Annotated in this window: 26 protein-coding genes; 12 read left to right on the plus strand and 14 right to left on the minus strand. The window is 69.8% G+C overall.

Features of this window, described 5'->3' with window-relative positions:
* Positions 1–73: 73 nt before the first annotated feature.
* The 4 genes from Q0916_RS07140 to Q0916_RS07155 form a co-directional block, all read right to left on the minus strand.
* Positions 74–334, minus strand: a complete 261-nt coding sequence (locus Q0916_RS07140) for a winged helix-turn-helix transcriptional regulator (RefSeq protein WP_299236126.1) — start codon at positions 332–334, stop codon at positions 74–76.
* 104 nt (positions 335–438) lie between these two features.
* Entirely contained in the window at positions 439–660 is a 222-nt protein-coding gene (locus tag Q0916_RS07145; RefSeq protein WP_299236128.1) for a hypothetical protein, read from the minus strand.
* A gap of 77 nt (positions 661–737) precedes the next feature.
* The gene (locus Q0916_RS07150) at positions 738–1,907 is read right to left on the minus strand and encodes a chemotaxis protein CheC (RefSeq protein ID WP_299236130.1); all 1,170 of its coding nucleotides are present in this window, start codon (positions 1,905–1,907) and stop codon (positions 738–740) included.
* A 263-nt stretch (positions 1,908–2,170) separates the two neighbouring features.
* Positions 2,171–3,151 carry a PLP-dependent cysteine synthase family protein gene (locus Q0916_RS07155; RefSeq protein ID WP_299236132.1) on the minus strand — a complete coding sequence of 327 codons (981 nt, stop codon included), beginning with the start codon at positions 3,149–3,151 and terminating at the stop codon, positions 2,171–2,173.
* A 185-nt stretch (positions 3,152–3,336) separates the two neighbouring features.
* On the opposite strand from Q0916_RS07155, the gene Q0916_RS07160 reads away from it, so the two are divergent.
* The 11 genes from Q0916_RS07160 (at position 3,337) to hflX (ending at position 14,656) form a co-directional block, all read left to right on the plus strand.
* Positions 3,337–3,708, plus strand: a complete 372-nt coding sequence (locus Q0916_RS07160) for a thioredoxin (RefSeq protein WP_299236134.1) — start codon at positions 3,337–3,339, stop codon at positions 3,706–3,708.
* Between the two features lie 138 nt (positions 3,709–3,846).
* Entirely contained in the window at positions 3,847–5,385 is a 1,539-nt protein-coding gene (locus Q0916_RS07165) for a ribonuclease H-like domain-containing protein (protein ID WP_299236135.1), read from the plus strand.
* Between the two features lies 1 nt (position 5,386).
* The gene (locus Q0916_RS07170) at positions 5,387–8,101 is read left to right on the plus strand and encodes a DEAD/DEAH box helicase (protein ID WP_299236137.1); all 2,715 of its coding nucleotides are present in this window, start codon (positions 5,387–5,389) and stop codon (positions 8,099–8,101) included.
* Between the two features lie 95 nt (positions 8,102–8,196).
* Positions 8,197–8,511: a transcription initiation factor IIB family protein gene (locus Q0916_RS07175; RefSeq protein WP_299236139.1), complete on the plus strand. Its 315-nt coding sequence runs from the start codon at positions 8,197–8,199 to the stop codon at positions 8,509–8,511.
* Between the two features lie 289 nt (positions 8,512–8,800).
* Entirely contained in the window at positions 8,801–9,754 is a 954-nt protein-coding gene (locus Q0916_RS07180; RefSeq protein ID WP_299236141.1) for a DUF368 domain-containing protein, read from the plus strand.
* 25 nt (positions 9,755–9,779) lie between these two features.
* Positions 9,780–10,361 carry a rhomboid family intramembrane serine protease gene (locus Q0916_RS07185; protein WP_299236143.1) on the plus strand — a complete coding sequence of 194 codons (582 nt, stop codon included), beginning with the start codon at positions 9,780–9,782 and terminating at the stop codon, positions 10,359–10,361.
* A 62-nt stretch (positions 10,362–10,423) separates the two neighbouring features.
* A complete protein-coding gene (locus Q0916_RS07190) occupies positions 10,424–11,116 on the plus strand; it encodes an RNase P subunit p30 family protein (protein ID WP_299236145.1) in 693 nt (230 codons plus the stop codon).
* Between the two features lie 61 nt (positions 11,117–11,177).
* Positions 11,178–11,663 (plus strand): Rpp14/Pop5 family protein, encoded by a 486-nt coding sequence (locus tag Q0916_RS07195; RefSeq protein ID WP_299236147.1) that lies wholly within the window; start codon positions 11,178–11,180, stop codon positions 11,661–11,663.
* 2 nt (positions 11,664–11,665) lie between these two features.
* A complete protein-coding gene (psmA, locus tag Q0916_RS07200; protein ID WP_299236149.1) occupies positions 11,666–12,433 on the plus strand; it encodes an archaeal proteasome endopeptidase complex subunit alpha in 768 nt (255 codons plus the stop codon).
* 111 nt (positions 12,434–12,544) lie between these two features.
* The gene (locus tag Q0916_RS07205; protein ID WP_299236151.1) at positions 12,545–13,270 is read left to right on the plus strand and encodes a ribosome assembly factor SBDS; all 726 of its coding nucleotides are present in this window, start codon (positions 12,545–12,547) and stop codon (positions 13,268–13,270) included.
* A 78-nt stretch (positions 13,271–13,348) separates the two neighbouring features.
* Positions 13,349–14,656 (plus strand): GTPase HflX, encoded by a 1,308-nt coding sequence (gene hflX / locus Q0916_RS07210; RefSeq protein WP_299236153.1) that lies wholly within the window; start codon positions 13,349–13,351, stop codon positions 14,654–14,656.
* Between the two features lie 36 nt (positions 14,657–14,692).
* On the opposite strand, the gene moaC is transcribed toward hflX, so the two are convergent.
* The 4 genes from moaC to Q0916_RS07230 all read right to left on the minus strand — a co-directional run bounded on the left by moaC (position 14,693) and on the right by Q0916_RS07230 (position 18,008).
* Entirely contained in the window at positions 14,693–15,175 is a 483-nt protein-coding gene (gene moaC / locus Q0916_RS07215; RefSeq protein WP_299236155.1) for a cyclic pyranopterin monophosphate synthase MoaC, read from the minus strand.
* Between the two features lie 39 nt (positions 15,176–15,214).
* Entirely contained in the window at positions 15,215–16,648 is a 1,434-nt protein-coding gene (locus tag Q0916_RS07220) for an NAD(P)H-hydrate dehydratase (protein WP_299236157.1), read from the minus strand.
* Between the two features lie 39 nt (positions 16,649–16,687).
* Positions 16,688–16,966 (minus strand): acylphosphatase, encoded by a 279-nt coding sequence (locus Q0916_RS07225; protein WP_299236159.1) that lies wholly within the window; start codon positions 16,964–16,966, stop codon positions 16,688–16,690.
* A gap of 127 nt (positions 16,967–17,093) precedes the next feature.
* Positions 17,094–18,008 (minus strand): DNA-3-methyladenine glycosylase family protein, encoded by a 915-nt coding sequence (locus Q0916_RS07230; RefSeq protein WP_299236161.1) that lies wholly within the window; start codon positions 18,006–18,008, stop codon positions 17,094–17,096.
* A gap of 100 nt (positions 18,009–18,108) precedes the next feature.
* On the opposite strand from Q0916_RS07230, the gene Q0916_RS07235 reads away from it, so the two are divergent.
* A complete protein-coding gene (locus tag Q0916_RS07235; RefSeq protein ID WP_299236163.1) occupies positions 18,109–18,573 on the plus strand; it encodes a DUF555 domain-containing protein in 465 nt (154 codons plus the stop codon).
* 96 nt (positions 18,574–18,669) lie between these two features.
* On the opposite strand, the gene Q0916_RS07240 is transcribed toward Q0916_RS07235, so the two are convergent.
* The 6 genes from Q0916_RS07240 to tfe form a co-directional block, all read right to left on the minus strand.
* Positions 18,670–18,912 (minus strand): UPF0058 family protein, encoded by a 243-nt coding sequence (locus Q0916_RS07240; protein WP_299236165.1) that lies wholly within the window; start codon positions 18,910–18,912, stop codon positions 18,670–18,672.
* Between the two features lie 225 nt (positions 18,913–19,137).
* Positions 19,138–20,208, minus strand: coding sequence for an ATP-NAD kinase family protein (locus Q0916_RS07245; RefSeq protein WP_299236167.1), 1,071 nt, complete (start codon positions 20,206–20,208; stop codon positions 19,138–19,140).
* Between the two features lie 236 nt (positions 20,209–20,444).
* A complete protein-coding gene (locus tag Q0916_RS07250) occupies positions 20,445–21,131 on the minus strand; it encodes a competence/damage-inducible protein A (RefSeq protein WP_299236169.1) in 687 nt (228 codons plus the stop codon).
* Positions 21,132–21,212: 81 nt separating this feature from the next.
* Positions 21,213–22,034 carry a DUF5803 family protein gene (locus Q0916_RS07255; protein ID WP_299236172.1) on the minus strand — a complete coding sequence of 274 codons (822 nt, stop codon included), beginning with the start codon at positions 22,032–22,034 and terminating at the stop codon, positions 21,213–21,215.
* 2 nt (positions 22,035–22,036) lie between these two features.
* Positions 22,037–22,705 (minus strand): DUF2110 family protein, encoded by a 669-nt coding sequence (locus tag Q0916_RS07260; protein WP_299236174.1) that lies wholly within the window; start codon positions 22,703–22,705, stop codon positions 22,037–22,039.
* Positions 22,705–23,256: a transcription factor E gene (gene tfe / locus Q0916_RS07265; RefSeq protein WP_299236176.1), complete on the minus strand. Its 552-nt coding sequence runs from the start codon at positions 23,254–23,256 to the stop codon at positions 22,705–22,707. Before tfe ends, Q0916_RS07260 begins: the two co-directional genes overlap by 1 nt.
* Between the last annotated feature and the right edge of the window lie 9 nt (positions 23,257–23,265).

Genomic DNA, 23,265 nt, shown 5'->3' on the forward strand with positions numbered 1-23,265 from the left:
TCCTCTCAGCGCGTCGACGCCCGGACCGACGCTCGGGCGGCCGATCCGCGGCGGTAGTCGCCCGCCGGCGAGATTACGCGCCGACGGCGTCCGTCCCCGCCTCGTCCGACTCGGCGAGGTGGTAGTTCGACTTCCGTGCGTCCATCAGGTAGACGCTCTCCTCGACGATGTCGACGTCCTCCAGTTCGTTCAGCGCGTGGCGGACGGTCCGCTGGGGCAGAAGCGACGCGTCGGCGAGTTGCGCCTGGGTCATCGGCCCCTCGTACTGCAGCGTTTTATAAACCAACTTCGCGCTCGGTGGAAGCGAGGCGACTGCCGACTCGGTCTCTGACATGCGTATCTCATCGACCCCCGGACGCTTAACCGTCGTTCGGTCTGGTCAATCGCACACATTTACGCCGTGGATATTTATAGGGTTATGCGAACCGCCGGCCGGCGTTACCCCTCGTCCCGCTCGTCCAACAGCCCGAGGTCGGCGGCGACGTAGTCCGCGAGCCGATCGAACACGTCCGGGTCGACCGCCGCCACCGTCTCGCCGCCGTGTCGCTCCTCGTTGTGCCGCTCGACGGTCGCCTCCACGTCCGGGAACGGGACCGACGTCCGCGTTCCGCACTCGGGGCAGACGACCGGGATCGCCGGCGGGCCGGTGTCGTCGCTCATACCCTTTCGGTCGGTCTCGCCCGGATAAAACCGATGCGATCGATCGGGGCCGGGCGCCCCTCGCCCCGTCGGCTCCGTCAGGCCGGCTGAGCCGGCAGCGCCGACAGCGCCCGAGCGAGCTCTCGGGTGTCCGGGAGCACGTACAACTGGGCTTCGGCCTCCTGATCCCCGAGTTCGATCGCCGTGTCGACGGTGAAGGCGTACTCCTGGTCGCCGGAGAGCCGCTGTTGGACCGTCCGGATGACGCTCGACCCCGTGTCTCGCATGAACTCCGGCGGCGTGTGCTCGATGCTGCTCTGTAGCGTGTTCGCCCAGCTGTCGATGAAGCCGCTCGTGATGATGTTCCCGAGTTCCTCGATGGCCGCCTCGGTCATGCCGTCGCCGACGGCGCCCCCTCCCGGCGTCATCGCGGCGGCGATCCGCTTGGCGGAGGACTCGGTGAACATGGCGATGAAAAAGCCGCTCGGCAGACCGCTCAACTCGAAGACGACGCTGACGTACTCGCCGCCGCCGATCTCCGCCGACATGTCAGAAAAGGAGAGAAACCGGAGCTGGCTCACCGTCACGTCGGTCCGAAGCCCGGTCAGCTGGGCGATCTGCTCGGAGGCCCGTGCGGCGCTCCGGCTGGCGAACCCGTTGAACACGGTGAGCTTATTCGCCGGAACGGCGATCCCGCTCGGTTGGCCCTCCAGTAGCTTCACGAACTCGCAGTACTCGGGGATCAGGTAGATCGGAACGGAGAGATCGTGCGACACGGCCTCGAGGCGGCTCTCGAAGAGGAACGCGCCGTGTTCGGCGGCGTTTCGCTTCGTCAGCCGCGGGAGGATGCGGGTGCCGGTCGCCTCGAGGTACGTCGGCGGTGTGATGTCGACGGACGTGTCCAGGTGGTTCGCCCACCCGTCGATGAACCCGCCGATCATGATGTTTCCGAGCTCGGCGAAGGGGCCGCCGGCGAGCGAGCTCTCGCCGCCCCGCGAGCGGAGCTGTCTCCGGAGCTGGCCGGCGGAACCGGGGTCGAAGATCAACACCGTCTCCCCCGAGATGCCGCCGCTCAGACCGACCTGGACGCCGACGTAGCGGTGCCCGGTGAAGATGTTCTCCAGGGCCGACTCCGAAACTAAGCTGACGCCCGTCGTCTCGTTTCGCATCCGGACGCCCGTCATCTGAGAGAGCGACCGCGCGGCCTGTTTGGCGCCCCGCGACGCGAGTTGGTTGTACGCCTCGAGTTGGCTGATGGCGATCTTCACGGCCCGGTCCCCTCCGAGCGGTTCGAACGCCCCGGTCGGTTCGGACCCGACGCGTCGATCGAGCGGGTGTCCATACGCCGGGTTCGCGTCTCGGTATAGTAACCCCCCGGACCGATACAGCGCTCGAAACCCGGGGCCGCGCCGATACCCTCGGCCTCACGGTTCTCGCCTCTTCTGAGGCGTCAAACGGGAGTCCACGCGAAAGCCCTCCCCTCAACGAACGAGTGGGTCCTTAGCCCCCGAGCGAAGTAGGGTAGGGTAGTTTACTCGAACATCCCGGTCGACATGTAGCGCTCGCCGGAGTCCCAAAAGACCGTCACGACGAGCGGACAGGCCTCCGGGATCGGCTCCGGCGTCCGGGGATCGTCCTCGAGCACGCCGACGTCGTTGTCGGGGCTCGGGCACGCCGCATCGGCCGCGTCGGCGAGGCGCCGCGCGACGCGTTTCGCGGCGACGAGCGATCCCCCCGAGGACTGCCCGACGAGGATGCCCTCCTCGCGTGCGAGCCGCCGGCACTCGGCCTCGGCGGCCTCGATGCTCACCGTCTCCACGTCGTCGAGCAGCTCCCGGTCCAGGTTCGGCGAGACGAACCCCGGGCCCATCCCCTGGAACTCGTCCTCGCCGGGGTCGTCCCCCGAGAGGACGGCGTTCGTGTCGGGCTCGACGCCGACGACGGACATCTCCGGGAACGACTCGCGCAGCCTCCGACCGACCCCCGAGACCGTCCCGCCGGTACCGACGCCCGCGACCAGCGCGTCGACGCGGTGGCCCTCGAGTTCCGCGAGGATCTCCTCGCCCGTCGTCCGGTAGTGCGACTCGGGGTTCGCCGGGTTCTCGAACTGCCCGAGCTGGACGGCCCCCGCCTCGGCTTCGATCTCGTCGGCGCGCGCCTTGGCGTCCGTGATCGAGCCCTCGACGAGTTCGAGGTCGGCCCCGTAGGCCGCCATCAGCTGTCGTCGCTCGGGCGATTTCGAGGCCGGCATGACCACCGTGAGGTCGTACCCCTTCGCGGCGGCGACGACCGCCAGGCCGATCCCGGTGTTCCCGGAGGTCGGCTCGACGATCCGGTCGCCAGGGGCGAGTTCGCCCGCCCGTTCGGCCGCCTCGACCATCGCGAGCGCGGGCCGGTCCTTCGCCGACCCGCCGGGGTTCTTCGACTCGATCTTGGCGGCGATGACGGACCCGGGCGGCGACGACACCTGCACGAGCGGCGAGCCGATGGTTCCGAGGATACCCCGCTTCATTGCCGTCGGGTTCGGGGTGCTGGTATAAAACGTCCGTGGCGCGTCCCGCCCGGCGATCGCCGCGCCGTCGGCCGCTCAAGACCCTTTCGGGCGCCGACGTGACCCGCGCGGTCCCGGGCGGTCCCGGACGGTCCCGAGCGTCCCCGAGCGGGCTCTTTATCACCCGCGCGGCGGATACGGGAGATATGGAACTCGAAACGATGCGGCCGAACCCGGTCTGGGACGCCGACGCCTACGACGACGCGGTCGGCGTCCTCCGGTCGGTCGCCGACGACGTCGTGGTGAAGGTCTGGGGCGGCGACTGGTGCGTCGACTGTCGGTCCCAACTGCCCGATTTCGGCGCGGCGCTTGACGCCGCCGGCGTCGAAGCGGTCGAGCACTACCCCGTCGAGAAGGCCGAAGACGGCTCGAAGACCGGTCCCGGCGTCGAGGCCTACGGGATCGAGTTGATCCCGACGGTGGTCGCCGAGGACGCCGACACCGGCGCGGAACTGGCGCGCTTCGTCGAGGAGGCCGACGCGCCGATCGCGGTCCATCTGGCCGAACAACTCGCCTGAATGCGCCGGTTTGCCTCCGCGTGACTCGTGCCGTCAAGCCCCGGCTTTCGTCTCTGTGGCCCGTCCCGTCCGCCCTGTCCTGCCGCGTCCGGGTCGCCCCGGACACCCTTATGTTTGTCCGCTCCCTCGCTTCGGTCAGTGTCGACGCAGGACGGGCGCTTCGTTCGGTTGCTCTCGATCCCGGCCGCGGCCGCCGAGCGCCTCTCGGCGTACGCGGTCGACGACGCGGTCTCGTATTTCGACCCCGACGGGCTCCTCGTGCCCGGCGAACGGAGCCCCCGGGGTCACGCGACGGTGCGGAACGCCGCGTCGGCGCGGCCCGCGATCCACCCGCAGTTGGGCCGCGCCGACGACGGGATCGAGCACGTCCGCTTCGGTCCCGACGGGCGTCGCTCGGAGGCGGCGGGCCCGCCGTCGCCCGGAGCGATCGATCTCCTCGCGGTCCACTCGGGGGACGTGTTGGCCGCCCTCGGGGAGCGACTGGCCTCCGGGGAGCGCTCGACGGGCGCGGACGCGGCCACGTACCTCTTCGTTCCGGAACTCTCAATCGAGGCCGACACGACGGCGCTCTCGGCCGATCTCCCGCACGCCGCCGACGTGGCGGCGATCGCGGACGAACTCCCCGAACCGGTGGTCGTCCTCGCCGGCGGACAGCCGGCCGGCTACCACCACGTCTGGCGACTCGCCGGGCGCGACGCCAAGGCGAGCGTCGAGGTCGCGGTCGTCGGACTCGGGGGCGGCGGACCCGACGGCGGCGAGGACCGCCTCGCCGGGGTAGCCTGTACGGCCCGCGGCGCGGCCGCCGCCGAGACCGTCCCGCCGGACTCCTTCGGCCTCCGGGCGCTCGAGGGCGTCGGCCCGGCGATAGCGGACCGCCTCGGATCGCTCGGCTGTCGGACCCGCGGCGACGTCCGAAACACCGCCGTCTCCGAACTCGCCGCCCTCGAGGGGCTCGGACGCGAGGGGGCCGAACGGCTCCACGCCCACGCCGAGGTGATCGCCTCGGGGGAGCCGCTGGTGCTCACGAACGAGACGCCGGTGCGGACCCGAAGCGGCCGCCCCCCGTTGTGTCTCGACGTCGAGACCGACGGGCTCTCGCCGACGATCATCTGGCAGTTCGGCGTCTACGACCCGGCGGCGGACGCGTACCGGGCCTTCACGGAGCGATCGACCCCGACGGACCCGGCCGGCGTCCTCGGTGAGTTCATCGAGTGGCTGTTGGGCACCCACGCCGACCGGACGCTTCTGACGTGGAACGGGTCCGGCTTCGATTACCCCCAGATCGAGCGGTTCCTCCGTCGGCACTACCCGGAGTACGTCGACGCCTGGCGGGACCTCTGGACGTACGATCTGTACCAGTGGGCGGTCAGGGACGGTAACGCCCTGCTGCCGGGGCGGACGAACCGCCTCGACGACGTCGCCAGGGCGCTCGGGTACGAACGCGCCGCGAGCGGGCTCTCCGGGGCACAGACCGCGGCCGCCTACCGCCGGTTCATGCGGCGACCGACGGACCCGGCCGCCGAACCCGACTGGGAGCGCCACGAGGCGTACTGCCGGGACGACTGCGAGGCGCTGTACCGCGTCTACGACGCGATCGAGACGGCCGACCGACGCGACGTGACCGACAGCGGGGCGGGCGGGGCCGCCGGCAGACAGAGCGGACTGACGGAGTTCTGACATGGATGACACACGCCCACCGGACGGTCGCACGCTCGTCGAACGGTTTCCGAGACGCGGACTGACGACCGACTCCGGGCGCGTCTCGACGGTCACGGTCCCACCCCGGGAGGCCGCTACCGTCCCGGCCGACGGCACGTTGCCGCCGGCGCTCGCGGAGCCGTACCCACACGAGCTGTACACCCACCAGGCCGCGGCGCTTTCGGCGCTCTCCGAGGGCAAGAACGTCTGCGTCTCGACGTCGACCGCAAGCGGCAAGACCCACGTGTACGCCCTCCGGATCGCCCGACACCTCCTCGAGTCCGGGGTCATCGCCCCCGACGGGAGCCGAACGGGCGATCCCTCGGCGGGGTCGACGGCGCTCTGTGTGTACCCGATGAAAGCGCTGACGAAGGACCAACACGAGGCCCTCGAGGCGCTGTACGACGCGCTCGGTCTCGACGTCCGGGTCCGGGTGTACGACGGCGACACGCCCCGGGCGTCGCGCCGCGAGATACGCGAGAGTGCCGACGTCGTTCTGACGAACTTCCAGGCGCTGCACGTGTACCTCGAACACCACGACCGCTGGAGCCGGTTTTACAGCGCCGTCGATCTGATCGCGATCGACGAGTCCCACACCTACACGGGCGTCCAGGGGATGCACGTCGCGTGGATCCTCCGCCGGCTCCGCCGCGTCATCGAGTACTGGGGCGGGGACCCGGAGTACGTCCTCACCTCGGCGACGATCGGGAACCCGGCGGCTCACTCCGCCGAGTTGCTCGGCGAGCCCGTGACCGTCGTCGACGACGACGGCTCCCCGCGAGGCCCCCGCGACGTCGTCCTCTGGAACCCGCCGCCGACGGAGGGCCCGACCGACGAGTCGGTGCCGGACGAGCCGACGACCGACCCCGAATCCGCCTCCGACTCAGAGGAGGGCGTAACCGACCGCGTCCCGGCCAGCGTCGAGGCGCCGCGGGTGTTCGGCCACCTCACCGCCCGCGACGTCGAGACGCTTCTGTTCTGTCCGAGCCGCAAGCTGACCGAACTGAGCGTCCGCCGGGCCGCCGAACACGTCCGGAGCGAACCGCACGCCTACGACGCCGGAACGCCCCCGCTCGAACCGTACCACGCCGGACTGGGCAAACGGACGCGTCACGCCCGCGAGCAGGCGTTCAAGACGGGCGACGTGACAGGTCTGGCGACGACGTCGGCGCTGGAACTCGGGATCGACATCGGCTCGCTCGAGGCGGCCGTGCTCATGGGCTACCCCGGTCAGCGGCAGTCGTTCCGACAGCGGATCGGCCGGGCCGGCCGTGGCACCGAGCGCAGCCTCGCGGTCATGATCGCCGACCACCGGACCCTCGATCAGTACGTCGTCTCGAACCCCGAGTACCTCCTCGAGACGTCCGTCGAGGACGCGGTCGTCGACGTCTCCAACGACGCGGTCTTCGCCCGACACCTGCTCTGTGCGGCCGACGAGATCGCGATCGGGACCGACGACCTCGATGCGTTCGCCGACGCCGACCGGCTCGAACGCGCGATCGAGATGTGGCGGCGGGCCGGTCGACTCGAGGGCCACCCCGAGTCGGCGGTCCACTACGTCGGCCCGCGGCGGCCACAGAGCCGCATCAGCGTCTACGGGACCGACGAGACGGAGTTCCGGCTCGAGTTGTCCGACGGCGTCGACCGCGCCCGGTGGGGCCTCCCGGAGGACGTCGACCTCGAGCCCGTCGGGCGCAACCGCGCCTACCGGGACTACCACGAGGGGGCCGTCCGGCTCCACGACGGCCAGCAGTTCGAGGTCGTCTCCGTGGACGAAACGCGCCGCCGACCGACGATCGAACTCGCGCCCGTCGACGTCGACTACTACACCCGGACCCGCTCGGACGTGACCGTCATGGACGCCGAGTCCGAGCGACACCGAACGATAAACGGGTTCGAACTCCACTTCGGACGCGGGACCGTCCTCGTCCATCACCACGCGTACGATCGGGTGTCGATCGACGACAGCGACCCCGAGGAGGCCGCGATCCCGACGGGGACGCCGCCGATATCGATGGACACCCAGCTCTGTTGGGTCGAGGTCCCCGAGGGGATCGAATCGGCGCTGGTCCGGAAGTACCGCGAGTACGGCGTCGAAACGGGCGTCGACCCCGACGACCCACAGCCGCCGCACCTCGGGTACGTCGCCGGACTCCACGCCGCCGAGCACGCGACGATCCAGACCGCGCCGCTCGAGTTGCGCGTCGACAAGGGCGATCTCGGCGGGCTCGCGACGCTCGCGTTGGACACCCACTACGCCCACCGCGAACTGGAGCCGCTCTCGGAGACGACCGACGACTCGCTTGCGGCCGCCGAACACGCCCTCAGGCGCCGCGGGCGGGAACTCGACACGACGCCGTCGTCCGGCTGGTTCGTGTACGACGGCGTCGAGGGCGGGCTCGGCTTCGCGCGGGCGATCTACGACTCCTTCGAGGCCCTCGCCGAACGGGCCCGCGATCAGCTCCGCGATTGTGAGTGCGGGCGGCCGAACGGCTGTCCGGCCTGCACCTTCGACGAGAACTGCGGCAACGACAACCGGCCGCTGTTGCGCGCCGCGGCGATCGACACGCTCGATGCGCTCCTCGGCGAGCGGACGCCCGGGTCCTTCGACCCGGAGCGGTCGGCGTCCGACTCGGATTCCGATTCCGACTCGGACTCCGGGGACGACCGCCGTCCGGTCGTGTTCTACTCCTGAGATCCCGTCGGCCCGTTCGCGGGGCCTCCGCTGGAACCGAGAGCCGATCGTCGTGGCGACCGTTTATATGCGAGGCTCCCGGACGCACGATACGGATGTACCGCGCCCGCGATCAGGTCGAACACGACGAGTGGACGGCGGCCATCGACGACGCGGCCGAGCGTCTCGACCTCGGCGGCGACGCGAAGTCCCGCGCGATCGACCTGTTTCTCTCGACGGTCGCCGACGCCGACGCGGACCGATCGAAGCGGGCCACGGCGGCGGCGAGTCTGTACGCTGGCGCGCTCATCGCCGGCGAGGAGCGCTCCCAGTCGGCCGTCGCCGACGCGGCCGGCGTCTCCCGGCTGACGGTCCAAACGCGGTGGAAGGACCTCCTCGCGGAGGCCGGACTCGAACCGCCCGGCTGGTGAGACCGCCCGCCGACGCCGCGGCGACCGCCGCTCCGGGTGCGATCCATGGAAAAGCCTTATGACCGCGTTCGCAGTGTGTTCCGACGATGTGTTCACCGCACGGCGGCGACCGCCGCGTCCCCGGTTTCGGTCCCGCGTCCGGCTTCGGTTCTGCTTTCGATTTCGGCTTTGATCCTGCTTCCGGCTTCGGTTCCGGCCCCAGTTCGGCCCCCCTCGGAGCCGCTTTCCTCGCCCCCGACGACCGCCTCGCGCGCGACGTCTCGCGCCCGGAACCCTCCGAGGCCCCCCGATGGAACGCATGAGCCGAGCGAGTGCGCTCCGCGCGTGGCTGGCGGTGTATCTCAAGGGCGCCTGCATGGGGGCCGCCGACACGGTTCCGGGCGTCTCTGGGGGCACGATCGCGTTCCTCTTGGGCGTCTACGAGCGCCTGATCACGGCTCTGACCGCGCTTGGCCCCGAAACGATCCGGTCTCTCGGCGCCGTCCACACGCCCGAGGGCCGGACGGAGGCGACGAGGGCGCTTCTGGAGGCCGATCTCCCCTTCCTCCTCGTGTTGGGCGCCGGCGTGCTCTCCGCCGCCGCGACGATCGCAACGGCGATGAACCTCGCGGTCACGCGGTACCCCGCGCCGACGTACGCCTTTTTTTTCGGGCTCATCGCCGCCTCGGCGGTCGTGCTGTTCCGGTACGTCTCGGTCCGGACGCCACAGCGGGTCCTCGCCGGCCTGTCGGGGTTCGTTCTGGCGTTCGTCCTGACCGACCCGTCGCTGGCAGGGACGCGGGCGACGACGGCTCCGCTGTTGTTTCTCGCCGGGGCGATCGCCGTCTCCGCGATGGTGCTTCCCGGTGTCTCCGGGGCCTTCCTGCTTCTCGTCTTGGGACAGTACGAGTACGTCAGCGGGATCCCCCGGGCGGTCGTCGACGGGGTGATACGCGCCGCCGCCGGAACCCCCGGCCCGCTCGTCGACGCGCTCGTTCCGCTTTTCGTCTTCTGTTCGGGCGCCCTCGTCGGGCTGTTCTCGGTCGCCTACGCCGTCCGGGCCGCCCTCGCCCGGTACCGCCAGCGCACGCTCGTCTTCCTTCTCAGCCTCATGATCGGCGCGCTGCGGCTCCCGATCAACGAGGTCCGAAACGCCCTCCCGGACGCCTCGCCCCGGTCGGCCGCGCTCGCCGGTGTCCCCGCCGCCCTCGGCATCGCGGCCGTGTTGCTTCTGGATCGCTACACCGACGACCTCGAATACTGATACGCCTCGGGTCCGAGAGACGACCATGGGCGGTCCCACGCGCACGACGCTCGCCGCGTTCGCCCTCGTGTTCCTCGCCCGGACGCTCGGGGGCGCGTTCGGGATCGATCCCGGGGCGTTCGCCCTCGCCGCGCCGCTCGGCCACCGACCCTGGACGATCGCGACGAGCGTCTACACCCACGCCGGGCTCGGACACCTCCTCGCGAACGCCGTTGCGCTCGCGGTGGTGGGCCCGCTCGTCGCCCGCGTGAGTACCCCGATCCGCTTTCACGCGTTCGTTCTCTGTACCGGCGGGCTCGCCGGGATCGCACAGGTCGTCGCGACCGCGCCGTTCGGCCGGACGGCCGTCCTCGGGGCGAGCGGCGCCGTGTTCGCCCTCTTCGGGTACGTCCTCATCGGTAACCGCGCCTCAGAGCGGTTCGTCTCGTGGCTCCCGCTCGGACGCCGCGGGCGACTCGCCGTCCTCGTCGTTTTGGCGGCGTCGCTGACGGCCGCAACGGCGGCGCCCGGGGTAGCGCTCGTCGCGCACTTCGTCGGGTTCTGTCTCGGCGCACTCGCGGGCCGCGGCCGGATCCTCCATGCGACCGCCGAGGCGGCGCGCCGGTAGGCGCTCCGAGCGCCCCGCGGCACAACGCAACACAAAAGACCGATCCGGGCGGAGCGATCGGTATGTACGAGGGCGTCCACGCCTACCCCGACGGCCGCGCGACGGTGGCCCGGTTCGCCAAAACCGCCGCGGCGTACGGGTACGAGGGGGTGGTCGTTCGGAACCACGGCGACGCCCAAGCCGAGTACGACCCCGAGCGGATCGGGGATCGCTACGGCATCGACGTCGTGCCGGGGATCGAGATACGCACCGACGACCCCGGACAGGCCGGCGGTCTCGTCGGCAACTACCGCTCGAAGCGGACGATCGTCTGCGTTCACGGCGGATCGTTAAACCGGTTCGCGGTCGAGCAGCCGGCCGTCGACGTCCTCGCCCACCCGATGGCCGACGGCGACGTCAACCACGTGTTGGCGAAGTCGGCGGCCGAAAACGGCGTCCACCTCGAGTTCAACTTCGCCCGCGTGCTCCGGGCCGAGGGCGGCGAGCGGGTCCAAGCGATCGGGGCGCTGAAAAAACTGCGGGAGCTGGTCGAGCAGTACGACGCGCCGTACGTCGTCTCCGCCGACGCGGCCTCGCATCTCCACCTCGAGGCGCCGCGGGAACTGCTCGCGCTCGGCGAGGCGATCGGCTTCGATAGGGGGGCGATCGAATCGGGGCTCGCCGCCTGGGGCGCGCTGTCCGACCGGAACCGCAGACGCCGCGAGGACTCCTTCGTCGAGCCCGGCGTCAGGATCGAGCGCCGCGACGAGGAATAGAAGGCGGCCACCCCGGCCGCCGCCGCCGAAGCTATGAGGCCAGCGCCCCCAGCACGAACGCGTGAAACACCTCCCGAAGCATCTGCGGCCCCGGTGGCGATACGTCGCCGTCGGCATCGAATCGTGGCCCGGCGCCGACGTCGACCGTCGGGCGTTCCAGCGGGCGCTTTGGTTCGCCGCACAGAACCTCGTCGGCGACGTCGGCAGCGCCGACATCGACGCGAGCCTGCTGCGGTTCCGGTTCGCAGACGCCGCGGGAGACGCCGTCGTCCGAGCCCGTCGGGGCGAGGTCGAGCGGCTCAGAGCCGTTCTGGCGACGATCGACGAGATCGACGGCGAGCCGGTCGGGCTTTCGGTCCGGGGAACCAGCGGAACGGTCCGGGCCTGTGAAGAAAAGTATATACGACGCCCGCCGGAAGCATTTGAGGAGAGAAACGTCGCGTTCGCGGCCGCGGAGCGGACGGCGTCGGTCCGAGGCGATCGGGTTGATCTCGACCTCCCCGAGGGCCGCGTTGGCGCGACAGCACTCGATATTCGCGACAACTAACAATGCAGGGACAATCGCAGCAGCAGGCGTACGACCGCGGGATCACCATCTTCTCCCCGGACGGACGCCTGTACCAAGTCGAGTACGCGCGCGAGGCGGTCAAACGAGGCACGGCGTCGATCGGTATCCGAACCGACGACGGGGTCGTGCTGGCCGTGGACAAACGCATCCGCTCGCCGCTGATGGAGCGGACGAGCGTCGAGAAGATCCACAAGGCCGACGACCACATCGGCATCGCCAGCGCCGGCCACGTCGCCGACGCCCGCCAACTCATCGACTTCGCGCGCCGACAAGCACAGGTCAATCAACTCCGGTACGGCGAACCGATCGGCGTCGAGACGCTGACGAAGGCCGTCACCGACCACATCCAGCAGTACACGCAGGTCGGCGGCGCGCGACCGTTCGGCGTCGCCCTGATCATCGGCGGGATCGAGGACGGCGAACCGCGCCTCTACGAGACCGACCCCTCCGGGACGCCCTACGAGTGGCAGGCGCTCGCCGTCGGCGCGGACCGCGGCGACATCGAGGACTACCTCGAAGCGAACTACAGCGACGACCTCTCGCTCGACGAGGGCGTCGACCTCGCCTTGGAGGCGCTCGCCTCCGTGAACGACGGCGGACTGACGCCGGAAGGCATCGGTCTGGCGACCGTCTCCGTCGGCGACGACGGCTTCGGACAGCTCTCCGACGACGAGATCGAGTCCCGGCTCGAAGCGGCGGGCGTGCTCGCCGACGAGGCTGACGAAGACGACGAGGACGACGAGGAGTAGTCCTCCCGGCTCTTCGGGGCCTCCGGACCCTCCGGGTTCTCCGCTTTCCGCGCCCCGGACCGCGGCGGTACGTGCAACACTTTTTATCGATCGGGTCGCGTACCGACACGCATGATATCCCTCGACGAGGCGGTGACGGCCAGACTCGAATCCCACGGCCAGCGCTTCGAGGTGCTCGTCGACCCCGACGCCGCGTTAGCGATCAAACGCGGGGAGTTCGACGGCGACCTCGAGGACGTCATCGCCGCCGAGGACGTCTTCGAGGACGCGTCCTCCGGGGACCGACCGCCGGAAAACGCCTTGGAGGAGGTCTTCGAGACGACCGACCCGCTCTCGATCATCCCGGAGGTGATCCGGCGCGGCGAGATCCAGATCACCGCCCAACAGCGCCGGGAGATGCAGGAACAAAAGCACAACCAACTCGTCACGGAGATCGCCAGAAACGCGGTCAACCCACAGATGGACGACGCCCCCCACCCGCCCGAGCGGATCGAACGCGCCCTGGAGGAGGCGGGCTTTACTGTCGACCCGATGGAGCCGGTCGGGGCGCAGGTCGACGACGCGCTCGACGCCCTCCGGCCTGTGATCCCGATCCGGTTCGACGAGGTCGTGATGGCGGCGCAGATCCCGGCCGAGTACGCCGGCAGCGCCCAGGCGCAGATCCGACAGTTCGGCGATCTCGAACGCGAGGAGTGGCAATCGGACGGCTCGTGGGTCGGAGTGTTGCGGTTTCCGGCCGGCCTCCAGAACGATTTTTATGACCTCGTCAACGAGCAGACCAGCGGCGAGGCCGAGACCCGGATCATCAAGGACGAAGACGAGATCGGGACGCGCTGACCGCCCGCGCCCCCGGAACGCGACCCGTTCAGGGGAGTCCCCGTAATTGAAATACTGTGACGCCCTACCGTTAGGGAAGTGACAGGAACCAACGGCCGAGCGGTCATCGCAAAGCGCGCCGACGACGGCGACCCCGACACCGAGGAGATACGGGATCTCGCCCGCGCCGCGGGCTATACGATCGCCGGCGAGGTGACACAGACCCGCACCGAGGACCCGGCGCTCTGTCTCGGCGAGGGGAAGGTCTCCGAACTCGCCGCGCTCGTCGCCGCCGAGGGCGCGACGACGGTCGTCTTCGACAACCGCCTCGGCCCCTACCAGACGTACAACCTCGGCACCAAACTCCCCGAGGGCGTCGAGGTCGTCGACCGGTTCAAGCTCATCCTCGACATCTTCGGCCAGCGCGCACAGACGAAAAAGGCGCAGCTCCAGGTCGAACTCGCCGAGCTCAGATACGAACTCCCGCGCGCCGAGGCCAAAGCCTCACTCGCCAAGCGCGACGAGCGACCCGGGTTCATGGGCCTCGGCGAGTACGACGAGTCGCGCGAACGGGACATCAAGGCGCGGATCAGCCGGATCGGCGACGAACTGGAACGGATCGAACAGACCGAGGCCGACCGCCGCGAGCAGCGCCGCCAGTCCGGGTTCGATCTCGTGGCGCTCGCCGGGTACACCAACGCCGGGAAATCGACGCTGTTGCGGCGGCTCGCGACCGATCTGGACATCGACGAGAACGAGGGGCTCCACCCGGACCTCGACGCGACCGCCGAGTCCGAAGACCGGCTGTTCACGACGCTCGGAACGACCACCCGACGGGCGACGTTCGACCGGCGGGACGTGCTTGTGACCGACACCGTCGGCTTCATCTCGGATCTCCCCCACTGGCTCGTCGAGTCGTTCAGATCGACGCTCTCGGAGGTGTACCGCGCCGATCTCGTCTTGCTCGTCGTCGACGTCTCCGACCCGATCGAGGAGATACGCGAGAAGCTCGTGACGTGTCACGACACCCTCTACGAGCGGAACGAGGCGCCGATCGTGACGGTGCTGAACAAGGCCGATCTGGTCGACGAGGCGGAACTGCGGACCAAACGCGAGGCCCTGTCGGCGCTCGCCCCGACGCCCGTCGTCGTGAGCGCGGCGACCGGCGAGAACGTCGACGCCCTCCGGGATCGGATCGACGACGAACTCCCCGAGTGGCGGCGCGAGCGGCTCGTCGTCCCGATGACCGACGACACCATGAGCCTCGTCTCGTGGGTCCACGACCACGCCCACGTCGGCGACGTCGACTACGGCAACGAGGTCACGATCGACTTCGAGGCCCGCCCGGCGATCGTCGAACAGGCCAGAGCGAAGGCCCGCGAGCTGTCCGCCGCGCCGGCCGAGTGATGCGACCGCCGTTCGTCTCCCGGCGCGACCCTCGGCTCACGGCCGACGCTTCTGTTTGGAGAGGACCTCGACCCCTCGGATCTCCGTCGTCGGGTACTCGCCGTCCTCGCTCTTTTCGGCCGCCTTCACCATGTCCCACACCACGTTCAGCCCCGTGGTGACGCCCTGTAAGGCCTCCATCTCACACCCCGTCTTGCCGGTCGTCTCGACCGCGACGGTGAGCTCAACCCCGTCGTCGTCGACCACGAACTCCGTGTCGACGTTCGTGATGGGGATCTGGTGACACATCGGAACGGCTTCCCAGGTGTGTTTGACCGCGTCGATCGCGCCGACGCGGGCCACGGCGAGGACATCGCCTTTCTCGACGGTGTCGGCCTCGATCGCCCTGAGCGTCGACGCCCGGAGGTCGATCCGCCCCCGCGCGACCGCCCGCCGCGCGCTGTCCGGCTTCCCGGAGACGTCGACCATCTGTGCGTTACCGTCGTCCGTGACGTGCGTGAGGTCCGGATCGTCGCCCATACCCGTTCGTTCGTCGCCCGGGCGAAGAATCCATCGGGCCTACCGCCCCTCGGGCCACAGCGCCGACGGGACGGTCCCGAGAAGGTCTGTCGCCGTCAGCCCGTCCCCGTTCGTCGCCGCCGCGAGGTCGCCGGCGCGGCCGGTCGCGTACGCGCCGAGCGACGCCGCCGGGTGCGCCTCGAGCACGCACGCCATCGCCCCTGTCACGCCGGCGAGCACGTCGCCCGTCCCGCCGACGGTCATCCCGGCGTTTCCACTCCGGTTGTACCGGGTCCGCTCGCCGTCGGAGACGACGTCCTCGGCGCCGGTGACGAGAAGCGTCGCGCCGAGATCGGCCGCGAAGGACTCGATGCGCGCCGCCCGCTCCGACGCGTCGTCGATCGCACAGCCCATCGCCGCCAGCTCCCCGGCGTGTGGCGTACAAATGAGCGTGGCGTCCGTCTCGGTCTCTGGGACCGCCCCCAGCGCGTCGGCGTCAACGACCGCGGTCCCGTCGAACTCCCCGAGGAACGAACGGACGGCCGCCCGCGTCTCCGAGGCGTCGCCGAGCCCCGGACCGACGACGACGCAGTCTGCCCGTTCGGCCCGCGAGAGGACCTCCGGGACGTGATCGGGACCGAGCCGCTCGCCTTCCAGCGGCGTGACGATGAGGTTCTCGCTGTACCCCTGGATCTCGCCTGCGACCGACACCGGAGCGACGACGCTGCTCAGGTCCGCGCCGGCCCGAAGCGACGCCTGGGCGGCAAGCGCCGGCGCGCCGGCGTACGGGCCGCCGCCGACGACGAGGACTCTGCCGAAATCGCCCTTGTGTGCCCCTGGGACCCGCGAGAGCCGGAGGAGATCGCCGCGTTCGACGGTCCGCTCGGCCGCCGCCGGAATCCCGATCTCGGCGACCGTCACCTCGGCGTCGACGGCCGAAAGCCCAGGCTTTCCGTCGTGGAAGGTGACGACGTGGTCCGCCTCGACGGCGACGCCCTCGGTGTCGCCCGTGTCGGCGTCGACCCCCGAGGGTACGTCGACGGAGACGACCGTCGCCTCGGCGTCGTTGATCGCCGCGGCGGCGCTCGCCTCCGGCTCCCGCAACGCCCCGGTCGCCCCGGTCCCGAGCATCGCGTCGACGACGACGTCGGGCGTTCCGAGATCGAACGCGGTCGAGTCCCGAACGGTCCGAACCGTCGCGTCCGTCGCCTCGAGGGCGTCGAAGTTCTCCCGGGCGATCGCCGTCGAGATCGCCGCGGGCCGGCCCAGAAGCCGGACCGTCACGTCGTGCGACGGGAGAAACCGGGCCGCGACGAAGGCGTCGCCGCCGTTGTTCCCGCGGCCGCAGACGAGCGCCACCGACCCGCCCGGCTCGGCGAGACGCCGGACCGCGCGGGCGACGGCGCTGCCCGAGGACTCCATCAGTTGTTTTCTCGGAACGCCGAGCGCCGCGGCGTTCGCGTCGACGACGGCCATCTCGTCGCTGGAGATCATACCGCCGCTCCGGACCGCTCGGCACTAACCTTTCCGCCGTCAGCGGCGAACCTCGAATCCGTCGACGCCGGTCGGGTCCCCGTACTCGACGTCGACGCCGTCGACGCGCGCCCTCGGGCTCCCGGTCCGACACCACTCGATCATCGCCTCGACGGCGGGCCGGTCGCCTTCGAAGACCGCCTCGACGCGCCCGTCGTCGAGGTTTTTCACCCAGCCGTCGACGCCGTTTTCGGCGGCGGCCTCCCGGGTGCTCGCCCGGTAGTACACGCCCTGGACGTGTCCGGAGACGAACACGCGTGCGCGGACCTTGTCGCTCACGCTCACACGTCGGAAGCCGATCGATAAAACTGCCACGGACGCGGTCGTCCGCCCCGACACCGCGTGCCGCGGTGCGTGTCGTGTCGTGCTGTGCCGCCCTGTACCGCCTCGTCCATCTCGGTCCGTTTCAGGCGTCGCCGTCGGTTCGGAGGTGATAGAACACGTAGGTCTGTGCGTACCCGGCGTACTCCCCGCCGAAGCGCGCCCTGATCGCCCGCGACGTCTCGGCGTAGTTCCCGCGCTCGCAGTCCGGGTAGTGCTCCTCGATGGCGGTCCGGATCCACGTGTCCAGCGGGACGGCCTCGAGGTAGCCCAGCGAAAAGAGCAACACGCAGTCGGCAACCTTCTCGCCGACGCCGACGAACCGGGTCAACGACTCGCGGGCCGCCTCGTACGCCAACCCGAGGGCCTCCTTCGGGTGCGCCTCGCCGTCGGCCACCATCTCCGCGGTCCGTCGGACGTAGGGGGCCCGATAGCCCAACGAGAGGTCTCGGAGCTCCGATTCGGTCGCCGCGGCGAGCCGTTCCGGCGTCGGGAAGGCGTCGTACCCACGGCCGTCGAACCGGACGGTCTCGCCGTAGCGCTCCGCGAGCGCGCACTGCATGCCGTGGATGCGGGCGACCCGCATCTGCGCCGAGCAGATGAACGAGACGAGACTGCCGAAGGGCGGATCCCGAACGAGCCGCATCCCCCGGTGGGCGTCGTACGCGCGATCGAGCAGGGGGTCCTCCGGCGTCGCCTCAACGATCGCATCGAGGTCGTCCTCGAGCCTGAGCAGGTGGACGAGCCGGTCGTAGGCGTTCGGCGTCGAAGAGACCCACTCGAGTCGGCCCTCGGTCTGTCTGACCCGGAGCACCTCCGGTTCGTTCGTCTCCGTCGTCTCCGCCGGGAGCACCGTGTGATACCACGGCGAGCCGTCCGTCTCGCCGTCGTACATCCGGCCGTCGTCGCGCCGCCAGAGGTACGACTGCCCGCTTTCCAGCGTCGTCGTCAGATCGAGTCCGCCGTCGAACGCCGCCGTCGGACGGCTCCCTGTCTCCATACCCTCGTCACGGCCCCGGTCGGTTTCGTCCTTTCGAGTCTGTGACGCCTCGACCCTCGGAGGGAGAACCTTCTTCACGCAGGGGACGTAATACCGTACCATGGATCGCCGAGTTGTCGTCGAAGCCGCGGTCCCGGTGTACGACGTCGAAACGGCCGACGAGGCGGTTCGGATCGCGATATCGAAGACCGGCGAGATGCTCAACCCCGATCTCAACTACGTCGAGATCAGCATGGGCGAGCGGACCTGCTCGGACTGCGGCGCGGTCCACGACCCCGCGTTCATCGCCGCCGACGAGGGCCTCGTCGCCCTCGAACTCGAGATGACCGTGTTCAACGTCGAACGCGACGAACACGCGGCCCGGATCGCGCGCAAGGAGATCGGCCAACGACTCGAGAACATCCCGCTCGAGGTCCTCAAGATCGAGACCGTACCCGATGACGACGACACACAACCCGATGACACGTCCACCGACGACGCGCGAACCACCGATACGCAACCCGACGACGCGTCAACCGAGGACGACGAGGTTCTCCCGGAGTTCGAAGAGCTCCTCGACGAGTGACTCACGGACGCGCCCGAAGCTAAGAGGTACTCGCTAACTCGGACCGATGGGCGTCGCTACGTGCGGTAGTCCGGCAGAACGGGTTCCGGCGCGCGGTCAGTCGGCGGTCGCCGACACGGGCGCTTCGGGTTCGGTCTCGGTCTCCATTTCCTCGGTGATGCCGTCGGCGAGCGCGAAGACGGCCGCCTTGTGGTCTGTCTTCGATTTGTGGATCGATGTCGGTCGGACGCCCAACTCGGAGTACTTGGCGTGTTCGACGTCGCACTGTGCCATCTGTTCGTAGTGGTTGCATACCTCGGCGAGCAGGCCGTGGAGATGAATGAGCTCCTGCTTTTTCATAGTCGTATTCGCTTAACGACTCGGGGTATTTAGTAGTATCCTGAGACAAGTTAACACGTTTCCAGTCCAGAGACGCTATACGCCCCGATATCGGCTGGTTTCGGTGCTGTCGGGTCCTCCCGGAGGCTGAGATCGCGCAAAAAACGTCCGGGGATCGCCCGTCGATCGTCTGCCGATCGCCCGCCGATCGCCGTCGAGTGCTCCGGGACGGGCGCCGGCCGCCCTTCAGACCAGCTCCAGGAACCGCCGCTCGAAGCGACCGGTCCGGACCCGCCGCCAGCCGCGGAGCGTCTCGTCTACCTCCGGGTCGCCGGTGTCGACGCGGAGCACGCCGATGCCGTCGAGTTTCTCACCCGAGGCGACGATCCGGACCTCCGAGCGGCGGATGACCGCCGGGGAGATCTGGTCGTTGCCGCGGCCGAACACGAACCCCTGTCCGCCGATCGGCGAGACGACGACGACGTTTCGCTCCCCGAGGGCGGCGACGATGTCGGCCTCGCTGCCGTCCCGGACGAGGACGGCGCCGTTTCGGTACACGTCGACGCCGAGCGGCGTCCCGTCGAACCCGAGTTCGGTCTTGATCGCGTCGAGCGTCGATCCCGGCCCGAGCACGTAGACCGCGTCGTCGGCCTCGATGTCGTCGGCGACCCCCGCCGCGAGCGAGGCGACCGTCCCGCCGCCGATCTGTTTGGACGCCTGCAGTTCGTCGGCGACCGGCACCGAGACGACCCCTTTCAGTTCCGTCTCGACGTCTCCGCCGCGGTAGGCGTCCTCGTCGATGTCGTTTACCTCCCGGCGTTCGGTCCGGTCGTACGTCGCCGCGATGTCGCCGGCGGCCCGCGGGCTGACAGCGAACACCGAGGAGTACACCTTCACGCCCCCCGGAACGCCCAACACCGGCGTGTCCGCCCCGAGTTCCTCGAGCGCCCCGGCGACGTCGACCGCGGTCCCGTCGCCCCCGACGAACACGACGAGATCGACGCCCTCGTCGACGAAGCGCCGGACCGCCTCGCGGGTGTCGAGCGCGCCCGTCTCCGCCCCCGCCGGGCGCCCGACCACAACGGGCGAGAACCCGACGCCGAGCGCTTCGTCCTCGCCCATCGCCCCCCCGTAGGCGTACAGTTCGAGCTCCTCGGCGCGCTCGTAGAGCGCCTCGAGCGCCTCCCGTCCCCGGCCCGGCGCGCGCGGTTCCGCGCCGCGCCGTCTGGCCTCCTCGAGTTTGCTGTCGGTCCCTTTCAGCCCGACGCGCCCGCCCATCCCGGCGATGGGATTGATCACGAACCCGATACGTCTCATACGCCGGGTACGACTGCGAGCGAAAAAAGCCACCCGGTGTCGGGCACGCGCCGAGCGCGCCGGCCGCGCCGGCGAAATGGAATCCGTTAAGAGGGCCCCACCGGAACCGGAGCCCATGAACGCCGTTTTGCAAGCCTATCAGGACAATCCGTTCATCATCGATGTCTCGGGTTGGGTCGTCTTGCTCGCAAGCCTCGCGATCACCGTCGGGTGGCTCTGGTACCTCTACCGGTAGCTCACACCGTTTCGCTGTTCGCCTCAAGCCACGCGATCGCCGCCGATACGGTCTCCTCGTCGGTCCCCTCGATCTTTATGCGCACGCTCTCGCCCGGGTAGCTGCCGACCTTGACGTCGAAGCGCTCCTGTAGCTCCGCGAGGCGGTCCAACAGCGCGCTCTCCGGTTCGTCGACGGCGACGTGTTCGACGTGTCTCGCGTCGCCGGTGAACGCCGAGCGCACCGACTCGAACATCGCCTTCATCTCGTCGGGGACGCCCGGCAGCACGTAGATGTTCTCGACGACGCAGCCGGGTGCGACCCCGGCGGTGTTGTGTACGGGCTGCGACCCGGCCGGGATGTCGCCGGTTCCCTCGGTGAGGTCCGATCTGGCGTAGCCGCCGTGTTCGGCGAGCCACTCGAGTGCGGCCTCGCTCGTCTCCAAGGACCGACCGACGGCCGCGGCGACGCCTCTCATCGTCACGTCGTCGTGCGTGGGGCCGACGCCGCCCGTGACGATCACCGAATCGTACTCTGCCGCGTACTCGTTGACGACGCGGGCGATGTCGGCGACGCGGTCCGGGACCACGGTCGCGCGCTCGACGTCGACGCCGCGCTCGTCGAGTCGCTCCCCGAGCCACGCCGCGTTGGTGTTGACGGTGTCGCCGCACAGCAGTTCGTCGCCGACGGAGACTAAGGCCACGTTCATACGCGCCGTAGGGGTGGGGACGGAATAAACGCATAGCACGCGCCGGCGCTCGCCCCGACCGTCCCTCTCGTTCTGACGGCGCTACCGCATCCCCGGCGGCGGCCCCTCGTCGTCGCCGCTCTCGCCGATGTCGAACCCCTCGGACTCGCGGCGCTCGGTCGCACTCCTGATCTGTCTGTAGTAGTACGCGGCGCCGACCACGCCGATGAGACCGGCGATAGCGGCCAGCCCGCCGAACAGCCAGAGGTCCCGGTCGAGATACCACCGCACGACGACGACCGACGTCTCGACGGAGTCCCACCGGAGGTGGACCCGATCGTCGACCCGCTGGCGGTCGTCGTTCGAGGGTTGGACCCGCGAGAGAAGCGGCAGGGCGGCGTCCGTCTCGGGCGGCAACGCGACGTCGTAGCTCCCGTGGACCGGCGTGTAGACGGTGAGCTGTTTCCCGCTTTTCGGCGCGGTGAACGCGAGTTGGCCCTCCTCGGCGGGCAACTCGACGACCGTCCGGCGGCGCGTGTTGTCGACCGCCAGGCTGTCCGTCGGCTCCTCGGTCCCGTCGCCGGCTATCCGGACCGCCTCGCCGTCGACGTACCTGACGATCGTCCCGTTCGGGTACCTGAACTGCAGCGCCGAGATCTCCAGGGGCTGTTCGACCGTCAGCCGGTTCGTCCGCCACAGCTGCATCGTCCCCTCCCCGCCCGTCACCTTCGCCGAGACGTTGTACACCGCGGTGTACTCGTTGCGATCGATCGCGATGTTCGCGTCGTACTCGGTGTCGTACTCGTAGTCGGCGTCCGCCGACAGCGCCTCGGGATCACCGACGTCGGTCCCGAACACACCCGTACACCCGGCGGAGCCGGCGACGAGGACGAACGCCAGCGCGGCGAGGAGGCGGCGGTTCATGCTTATGGAACGACGGCGAGCAGTTCGGCTTCGAGGTGCGGTCCGATGTCGGCGAGCAGCCCGGGTGCGTCGGTGCCCTCCCGGCAGACGACGCTTCCCTCCAAGAGCCCGAGCCGCTCGACGGTGACGATGTCGTCGGCGTGGCCGGAGCGGTTGACCGTCGCTCTGATCTGGGCCCGCGTGGTGCTGTTGACGTTGACCCGGTCGGTCCCGCGGGTCCACCCGTAGAGTCGGTCCCGCTCGGCGTCCGCGAGGCGGGTCTCCCCGTCGTCCTCGACGAACTCGAGGGGCATGTGCTGGACGAGCCCGAACCTGGTCCGGATCTGCGCCGGCGTCCCCTGTCCGAGCCCGAGCCCGTCGGCCGGGACCCGAACGGACTCGCCGGCGTCGAGGACGATCCCGTCGTCGTCCCACGACTCGAGCGTCCCGACGTGCGTCTCGCCGGCGTCCCTGTGCGGCGTGATCGCGCCCCACTCCTCGGCGAGGAGCGCCCGGGCCACCGGCGCGTCCTCGCCGGTGACGGTGACGGAGGGGAACCCGTCGTCGCGGAGCCCGACGCTGAACTCGACGTCGAGTTCGCCGAGTGCGTTGCCGACGAGCGACTCCAGTGAGTCCATCGCCCGGCGCCTGCTCTCGCCGGTCACGTACACTTTCGTTGCGAGGACGACCATCAGGCGTCCGCGGCCTCGGGCTCGGTTTCGGCCTCGGTTCGCACGTTCAGTTCGTCGCGAAGCTCCTCGATCCGCCGCCGCATCGTGTCGACGAGCCGGTCGTTGTCCATCGTTTCGACCTGTCCGCCGCACTGGGGGCACTCGAACCCGAACTCCATCGCCTCGCCGAACTCGAAGCGGAGCTGACACTGCCCACAGAGGTAGAACTCGTTGTTCGTCTCGTACTCGCGTCGCTCGTCGAGCGCCTCAAGAAGACGGTTCATCTCGAACTCCAGTTGCTCGGGGATGTTCTCGTACTCGAAGGTCCAGAGGTACGTGAGCCACCCGGAGTCCTCGTCGCGGAGCCGGCGGTAGGAGGCGAGATCGTTCTCGTAGAGAATGAAAAGCGCCCGCCGGACGTCGTTGAGTTCCAGCCCGAGTTCCTCCGCGAGCTCCTCGTCTGTGACCTCGCCGTCGGGCGGCGCGGCGGCGACGGGCATCCCCGTCGGACCGACGAGCTCGTGGAGGTACTTCTGAATGACGGGATCGTTCAGTAGTTCCTCAAAAGCCATTACGTACAC

It is taken from the genome of Natronomonas sp. (assembly GCF_028274965.1).
Lineage (GTDB): Archaea > Halobacteriota > Halobacteria > Halobacteriales > Haloarculaceae > Natronomonas.